The following is a 7820-nucleotide window of genomic DNA, read 5'->3' as shown; positions in this document are numbered from 1 at the left end:
GGCGGGCGGCGGGTGGGCATTGCGTCATTCAAATAGCGACGCCAGCACGCGGCGACGCCAGAATTTACGCAGATCGCCGCGTGTCGCATCGAGCGTGACCGAACCGGTATCGCCGCCGAGCGTCATCGCGAGCGCGCCAAGGCGCCCCGCCTCGAGGGCCTCGAGCGCGGGGGCGAACCAGTCGCGCTCGAGTCTGTCGAGCGCCGCTTGCCACGCGGCCCAGTCTTGCGCGATGAACGGCGCCACGAACGGTGTCAGCTCGACAAGCGTCGTGCCGCTTGCAAGGGGACCCAGCGCGCGGAAGGAGGCCGGGGTCGCGCCCGTGTCCGTCCCGGCCGCGAGCGCGAGCCCGCGCGTGGCGGCGGCGTCGGACAACACGCGCGCAAAGGGGCTGTGCACGCGCTGCGCGACACCCTGAGCGTGCAGCCAGATGGAGTTGACCGCCGGTAGGCCGCGCGCTTCGCGAGCCTCGTTGACGGGGTGCTCGAACCAGCCCATCTGCACTTCGTTTTGCAGCTTCATCCAGATACGCGAGCGCTGCCCGGACTGCGCGTCGTGAGGTAGCCAGATTTCGATGCTGCGGCCGCTCGCGCGAAGCGGCGACGCGCCCGCGAGCGAGCCCAGCGCGTCGCCGGCCAGATACCAGCGGTGCGGCGTCGGCGCCTCGATGCGCACGCCGAGCGCTTCGATCAAGGGTTTGGCGACGGCGAGCAGTTTGGTCGCGTCCTCATCGGTCAGGTCGAGCGCCGACGGGTCGATCAGCACGAGATGATCGTGCGCGATGCGCACGTGAACGGGCTCGACGCAGGCCCATTGAACGTCGCCCGGCTTTCCACCGTCGGCAAGCAGCATATAGGGCGCGAGCGGCGCCTCGTCGGCCGCGTTCGATGCGATCGCGCCGAACTGGCGGGCGACCCACCGCTCGTGCGGCAGCGTGCGCTGGAAATCCTCGCCGGCTACGCGCTCGACCAGCGTCGCGCGAGCGAGGAGCTTGTCGAGCGCCGGACTGCGCAGATCGTGCAGCGCCGAAGAGGCGTCGGCGGCGGTCGGCAGGGCAAACGGCAACAGGAGATGAAGACGGTTCGGATGCATGATGGTGCGCATTGTATGGCAAACTGCGCGCTTGATCGGGGCTGCGCCGGCTCATCTGCCGGCATGCATGTTGCGAAGCGGCGGACCGCGCCGCTCGCCTTGGGGGCGCTACGGCCACGTACGAGCCGCGTAAGGGCCGCGTATGCGCGAGCGCTGTAGGCCGCCCCCGCAGAGAATTGAAGGATTCGCTTGAAACTTCCTTACGAATGGCAAATCGGCTGGCGCTACACGCGCGCCAGCAAGCGCACGACGGGCAACGGCTTCATTTCATTCATTGCGGCCGTCTCGATGTCGGGTATCGCACTCGGCGTGGCCGCGTTGATCGTCGTGCTTTCCGTCATGAACGGGTTTCAGAAAGAGGTGCGCGACCGCATGCTGTCGGTGCTCGCGCACGTCGAAATTTTTTCGCCGACGGGCTCGATGCCCGATTGGCAGCGTACGGTCTATGAAGCGCGTCGCAATCCCGCCGTGATCGGCGCCGCGCCTTACGTGGATGCGCAGGCGCTGCTGACGAGGCAGGATGCCGTGAGCGGCGTGGCGCTGCGCGGCGTCGAGCCTTCGCAGGAACCGCAGGTGTCCGATATCGGCAAGGATATGAAGGCCGGGCGCTTGACGAGCCTCGCGCCGGGCGAGTTCAACATCGTGCTCGGCGTCGACCTGGCCGCCAATCTCGGCGTCTCGCCGGGCGACAAGGTGACGCTGGTGGCCCCCGAAGGGTCGATCACGCCTGCGGGCATGATGCCGCGCTTGAAGCAATTCACCGTTAGCGGCGTATTCGAATCCGGCCACTACGAGTACGACAGCTCGCTCGCGCTGATCAACATTCGCGACGCCGAGGCGCTCTTTCGGATCTCCGCGCCGACGGGCGTGAGGCTCAGGCTCAAAGACATGCAGGAGGCGCCGCGTGTGGCGCACGAATTGGCGCGTACGCTTTCCGGCGATCTTTACGTTCGCGATTGGACGCAGCAGAACAAGACCTGGTTCTCGGCCGTGAAAATCGAGAAGCGGATGATGTTCGTGATTCTTACGCTGATCATCGCCGTTGCCGCATTCAATCTGGTTTCGTCGCTCGTCATGACGGTGACGAACAAGCAGGCCGATATCGCGATTTTGCGCACGCTCGGCGCGCAGCCCGGCTCGATCATGAAGATTTTTTTCGTGCAGGGCATCACGATCGGGTTTATCGGCACGGCGACCGGCGTCGCGTTGGGTTGCCTCATCGCCTGGAGCATTCCGTGGCTCGTGCCGATGATCGAACATCTGCTCGGCGTGCAATTTCTGCCGCCGTCGGTCTACTTCATTACCGAATTGCCTTCCGAACTGGTCCCTGCCGATGTGGCGAGAATCGGCGTCATCGCATTTGGCCTGTCGGCGCTTGCGACGCTTTATCCGAGCTGGCGCGGGGCCAAGGTGCGCCCGGCCGAGGCGCTGCGCTATGAGTGATTTCATGATCGAACGACCGACCGCCGGCGGCGCCGCGCACTATGCCCAGGGCTCGACCGATTGCGTGCTCGAGGCACACGGCATCTCGAAAGCGTTTGTCCAGGGCGGATTGAATGTGCCGGTGCTCAACGGCGCCGATCTCACCGTGCGGCGTGGCGAAAAACTCGCGATCGTCGGCGCATCGGGGTCCGGCAAGAGCACGCTCCTGCATGTGTTGGGCGGGCTCGACGAGCCGAGCGCCGGCAGCGTTTCGCTGCTTGGACGGCCGTTTACGAAGCTCGCCGAGCGCGAGCGCAACGAGCTGCGCAATCGCGCGCTCGGCTTCGTCTATCAGTTCCACCATTTGCTGGCCGAGTTCAGCGCGGTCGATAACGTGGCGATGCCGTTGCGCATCCGCCGCATGCCGGCAGAGGACGCACGGCGCGAGGCGCTCGCGACGCTCGAGCGCGTCGGGCTTGCGCACCGCGCGAAGCACCGTCCGGGCGAGTTGTCGGGCGGCGAACGTCAGCGCGTGGCCGTTGCGCGTGCGCTCGTCACGAAGCCCGCGTGCGTGCTGGCCGATGAGCCGACCGGCAACCTCGACGGGGCGACGGCCGACAATGTGTTCAATCTCATGCTCGAGTTGTCCGCCACGCTCGAAACGAGCTTCATCATCGTGACGCACGATGCCGACCTGGCCGGCCGCTGCGACCGCATCATGCGATTGCGCGACGGTGTCCTGCACGAAGAGCCGTCGGTGCCCGTGTAGCGCGCCCGAATTTTGCTGCGATCACGCCCTCATGTGGATCGACACTCACTGTCATCTCGACGCCGGGGAATTCGACGGCGACCGTGACGCCGTCGCGCGGGAAGCGTATGCGTCGGGGGTGTCGCGTATTGTCATTCCTGCTGTCGCACGCGGCAATTTCGAGACTGTTCGTGCGCTCGCGCACCGCGTCGAGGGCGGCGTCTACGCACTCGGCATCCATCCGTTATTTGCGCCGCAATCGCGCGACGCCGATATCGAAGCGTTGCGCCGCGAAATCGAGTCAAGCCTGGCCGACCCGCGCTTCGTCGGCATCGGCGAAATCGGGCTCGATTATTTCGTTCCGGGACTCGACGATGCGCGCCAGCGCTTCTTCTACGAAGAGCAGCTCAAGCTTGCGCGCGAGTTCGAGCTGCCTGTCATCTGCCACGTGCGCAAATCGCAGGATCTCGTGCTCAAAGGGCTGCGCCGTTTTGCGGTCAAATGCGGAATCGCCCACGCGTTCAACGGTAGCTTCCAACAGGCGCAGGCTTTCATCGACCAGGGGATGAGGCTCGGCTTCGGCGGCAACGTCACGTTCGAGCGCTCTCGTCAAATCCGGCGCCTCGCGACGGAGCTGCCGCTCGAGGCCATCGTCGTCGAAACCGACGCGCCCGACATTCCCCCCGCCTGGCTCTACAAACAACGCAACGCGCCGGACCAGGTGCCACGCATCGGCAGCGTCATCGCGCAATTGCGCGGCATCGGCGTTGATGAGCTGCAGGTAGGCACAACGGCTAACGCGCTCGCTGCGCTGCCCCGACTCGCGCTGGCTTGCGCATAATCGACGATGGTTCGCGTCGCGCGATTGACCGGCCGAGGGTAGACGCTCCGGCCGTCTTTCTTCATGCAGCGGCGCGCTGATCGAAGGAGGGGGGATGCGGGCGGTGTTGATCGGCTTCGCGGTGGGTGTCGTCATGTTCCAACAACGCGCGACGTTGCCCGCGCACTGGGAGTGGGCAACGCTCGGCCTGCTGTTTGCCGCGGCCCTGGGCCTCGCCGCCGTGAGCCGCCGCGTGAGCGGATCGACTCGGACGCGTCGTGCAGGCGAGTCGATGACATCGAGCGAAAGGACTCCGATCCGGCGCAAGCAGTTCGCGGCTCATATGACCGTTGGCGCGCTTGCGGGCGCGGCCGTCGTCGCCGGCTATACCTATGCGGCGCTGCGTGCGGAAATTCGCTTGGCCGAAGCGCTGCCGCAAGCATGGGAAATGCGCGAGTTGCCCCTTACCGGACATGTACGCGGTTTGCCATTGCGCGATGGCGCGAACACGCGGTTCTTGTTTGATGTCGACGTCGGCGCAGTGCGGGAGCGAACCGGGATCGAACGATTTCCGTCTACGGTGCAACTGAGCTGGAGCGCGCGCGGCGCAGACGCTCCGCCATTATTGGCGCCAGGCGATCGCTGGCGTTTGACGGTGCGCCTGAAACGTCCGCATGGCTATGCCAATTTCGCAGGACAAGACACGGAGGTGTCGTTGCTCGCGCGCGGTGTGCGTGCGACGGGTTCGGTCGTCGCGTCCGCAACGGCGCTTCGCTTGATCGATCCCTCAGGCGGCCTCGGCGTTGCCGTCGACCGCATGCGCTTCGCCCTACGGGAGCGCATCGCCCACGTGCTGCCCGGCACGGTGCATGGGGGCATCGTAACGGCGCTCGCCATCGGCGCACAGGACGCTATCGGCCAGGCCGATCGGCTGGCATTGCGCCGCACCGGGACGAGTCATCTGGTTGCCGTTTCGGGCCTGCATATCGGGTTCGTGGCGGGACTCGTCGGCGCGGTGACGGGTTGGCTTTGGCGTCGGTCGTGTTTCTGCGGCGCGATGCTGGCTGCCCGCGGCGCGCGAGAATGGCCGCTGCTTGTGCCGACGCCGATTGTCGCCACGATAGCGGGTGTGGCCAGCGCCGTCGGTTATGCGGCGCTGGCAGGGTGGAACATACCGGCGCAGCGTGCGCTCTGGATGCTGTTGGTGGCGAGCTTCGCCTTCACGCTCGGGCGCACCGTCGCGCTTTCGCTTGTGCTCGCCTGGGCGGCGGCGCTCGTGCTCGTCGTCGATCCTTGGGCGGGCACTTCGGCTGGCTTTTGGCTGTCATTTTGCGCAGTAGCCTGGATCGCGTTCGCGATGCGCGCGCGGTGGCGCGTGCGCCGGGACGAGCAAGATCCGCTCGCCATGCTCGATGCCGTCCGTGCGAGCGATCCGGCCTGGAATGGGTCGTTCGAGCAGCCGCGCGACGCTCGCCCGGCGCGATGGCGGCGCACGCTTGCGACGCTGCGCACGCGCTGCGCCGACGCGCTGCGCGCTCAATGGGCTGTCACGATCGGCCTTGCGCCGCTGACGGCATATTGGTTCTCTCAGGTTTCGCTCGTCGGCCCTCTCGCGAATGCCGTGGCGGTACCGTGGGTGAGCGTGTTGATCGTGCCGATCGTGCTTGTCGCGATCGTTTTGCCGGCGCCGCTCGATGCGCTCGCTTTCGAGTGCGCGCATACGTTGCTCGAGCCGCTGATGCGCGCCCTTCATGCGCTCGCGCAATCGCCGTGGGCCGATCGCCAGCCGCCGCATCCTTCGCTCTGGGCGCTGGCGTCTGCGCTCGTGGGTGCCGCATGGTGCCTGATGCCGCGCGGTTGGCCGTTGCGCTTCGCCGCGCCGCTCACCTGGCTGCCGCTCGTGGTGCCGTCGGGGCCGCAGGTCGCGGAGGGTGCCTTTCGATTGACGGCGCTCGACGTCGGACAGGGCGCGTCGATCCTCGTCGAAACCCATCGCCGTGCGCTGTTGTTCGATGCCGGAACCGGCCCCGAGTCGACTCGTGCCGGCGAGCGCGTGGTCGCACCGTATCTTGTCGCCAATGGCGTCGCGCGGCTCGATACGCTCGTGGTTAGTCACGGCGACGCCGACCACGCGGGCGGCGTGCCGGCCGTTCTCGCTGCGGCCGAAGTTCGCCAGCTGCTCGGCGGCCTGCCGGATTCGCATCGATTGTGGGATATCGCGCAGGCGGCGGAGATCGACCGCCTGCGCTGCGCGACGGGCCAACGCTGGCACTGGGACGGCGTCGATTTCGAAGTGCTCTGGCCCGACACGGGGCCGTTGCCGACGCGCTCGAACGAGCAGTCGTGCGTGTTGAAGGTGAGCGCTCCCGGTATGAGCGCGCTGCTGACGGGCGACATTGGGGCACCGTCAGAGCGCGCGCTCGTGCGACGGATACCCGAGGCGCTGAACGCCGATATCCTGCTTGTTGCCCATCACGGCAGCGCCACTTCGTCCACCGAGCCTTTCCTCGATTCGGTTCATCCGCGCGTCGCTGTATTTCAGGTAGGCTAGCTGAACACCATTTCCCGAAAACTTCCCGCAAGGCCTTATGCCACAAGGCTTTGCGGCCTTTCTTCTCCCGCACCCTCAGGGCTGTGTGCCCAAATTGTGACCGTCGCGGCGTGCTCTGCCAGATGGTCGGGCGCAAGGTGCGCGTACCGCAAAACGTGCTCGTACTTCGACCAGCCACCCAACTCCATCAGGCGATTAAGCGGTGTGCCGCTTTGCACGTGCCAGCTCGCCCACGTGTGCCGCACGTCGTGGAACCGGAAGTGATCGATGCCGGCCCGCGCGACGGCGCGATTCCACTGCGCCAGATCCCACCGTACGATCGGCTTGCCGCGGCGCGAGAAGACCCGCGTCTGGTGCTTGCCGAGCTGGCGCCGGATGACATCGACCGCTTCATCGTTCAGCGGCACGCCGATTGGCCTGCGTGCCTTGGCTTGGTCCGGGTGGATCCAGGCCCTGCGCTTTACAAGATCGACCTGTGACCATTCCAGCGCCAGCAGATTCGATTGCCTAAGACCCGTCGCGAAGCCGAGCATGGCGATGTCGCGCATCCAGTCCGTGCCGATGGCCTGCAAAAGGCGCTGCGCTTCCTCCCGCGTGATCCACCTGATGCGTCGGTTGTCGGTCGCGAGGTTCGGCAACTTCGGCGCACCGGTGATCCATCCCCACTCGTTGGCCGCCATGTTGAACATCGATCTGATCGTGCTCAGATAGAGGTTCTTCGTGGCCCGGCTGACCGGTACCGTCTCGCGTTTCTTGCGCCGATTCACTTCCGGCAGCGCCTCGTAGATTTCGTCGCGCGTGATGGAACCCAAGTCACGGCCGCCGAACTTGGTACGGAAGTGCCGCATGTGCAGCGTCTTGTTGCCGAAGTCGGATTGACCAGCCTTTTCCTTCAGGAACCGAAGCACGGCTTCGGAGAACGTCCGCTTTGGCTTCTCGCCGAGCTTGGCGACCCGCCACAGATCGTGCTTCAGCTTGTCGTGATACTCCTGAGCCTCCTTCCGGTTGGTTGTGCCAGTAGTTTGTCTAATTCGCTCTCCACCTGGCGCGCGTAGGTCGACGTGCCAGACGTCCGAGCCGTTGCGCTTTCGGATCGACATTTCTTGCTCCTTTCGTCCGCCCGCGCCGGTCGATCGGGATTGTACTCGGTCGCGGATTTCAACTTTTCCGGCCAGACGCGCCACTGG

6 protein-coding genes are annotated in these 7820 nt (G+C 66.0%); 4 read left to right on the top strand and 2 right to left on the bottom strand.

The genetic code is table 11. From position 1 onward, the window contains the following. Nucleotides 1–24: 24 nt before the first annotated feature. Complete coding sequence (locus tag C0Z19_RS21940) at nt 25–1104, bottom strand: regulator (protein WP_102611945.1); 1080 nt, start codon at nt 1102–1104, stop codon at nt 25–27. A 177-nt stretch (nt 1105–1281) separates the two neighbouring features. On the opposite strand from C0Z19_RS21940, the gene C0Z19_RS21935 reads away from it, so the two are divergent. The 4 genes from C0Z19_RS21935 (at nt 1282) to C0Z19_RS21920 (ending at nt 6633) form a co-directional block, all read left to right on the top strand. Next, entirely contained in the window at nt 1282–2535 is a 1254-nt protein-coding gene (locus C0Z19_RS21935) for a lipoprotein-releasing ABC transporter permease subunit (RefSeq protein WP_102611944.1), read from the top strand. Between the two features lie 4 nt (nt 2536–2539). After that, entirely contained in the window at nt 2540–3283 is a 744-nt protein-coding gene (locus tag C0Z19_RS21930; RefSeq protein ID WP_102611951.1) for an ABC transporter ATP-binding protein, read from the top strand. A 31-nt stretch (nt 3284–3314) separates the two neighbouring features. Next, the gene (locus C0Z19_RS21925; RefSeq protein ID WP_102611943.1) at nt 3315–4103 is read left to right on the top strand and encodes a TatD family hydrolase; all 789 of its coding nucleotides are present in this window, start codon (nt 3315–3317) and stop codon (nt 4101–4103) included. 94 nt (nt 4104–4197) lie between these two features. Beyond that, nucleotides 4198–6633 carry a ComEC/Rec2 family competence protein gene (locus C0Z19_RS21920; RefSeq protein WP_102611942.1) on the top strand — a complete coding sequence of 812 codons (2436 nt, stop codon included), beginning with the start codon at nt 4198–4200 and terminating at the stop codon, nt 6631–6633. Nucleotides 6634–6668: 35 nt separating this feature from the next. Here the strand turns inward: C0Z19_RS21920 and C0Z19_RS21915 are convergent, their stop codons facing one another. Beyond that, complete coding sequence (locus tag C0Z19_RS21915) at nt 6669–7733, bottom strand: tyrosine-type recombinase/integrase (protein ID WP_102611941.1); 1065 nt, start codon at nt 7731–7733, stop codon at nt 6669–6671. Between the last annotated feature and the right edge of the window lie 87 nt (nt 7734–7820).

The organism is Trinickia soli (assembly GCF_002879855.1).
In the GTDB taxonomy this organism is placed as follows: Bacteria; Pseudomonadota; Gammaproteobacteria; order Burkholderiales; family Burkholderiaceae; genus Trinickia; species Trinickia soli.
This window is presented reverse-complemented; position numbering and strand designations above follow the sequence as displayed.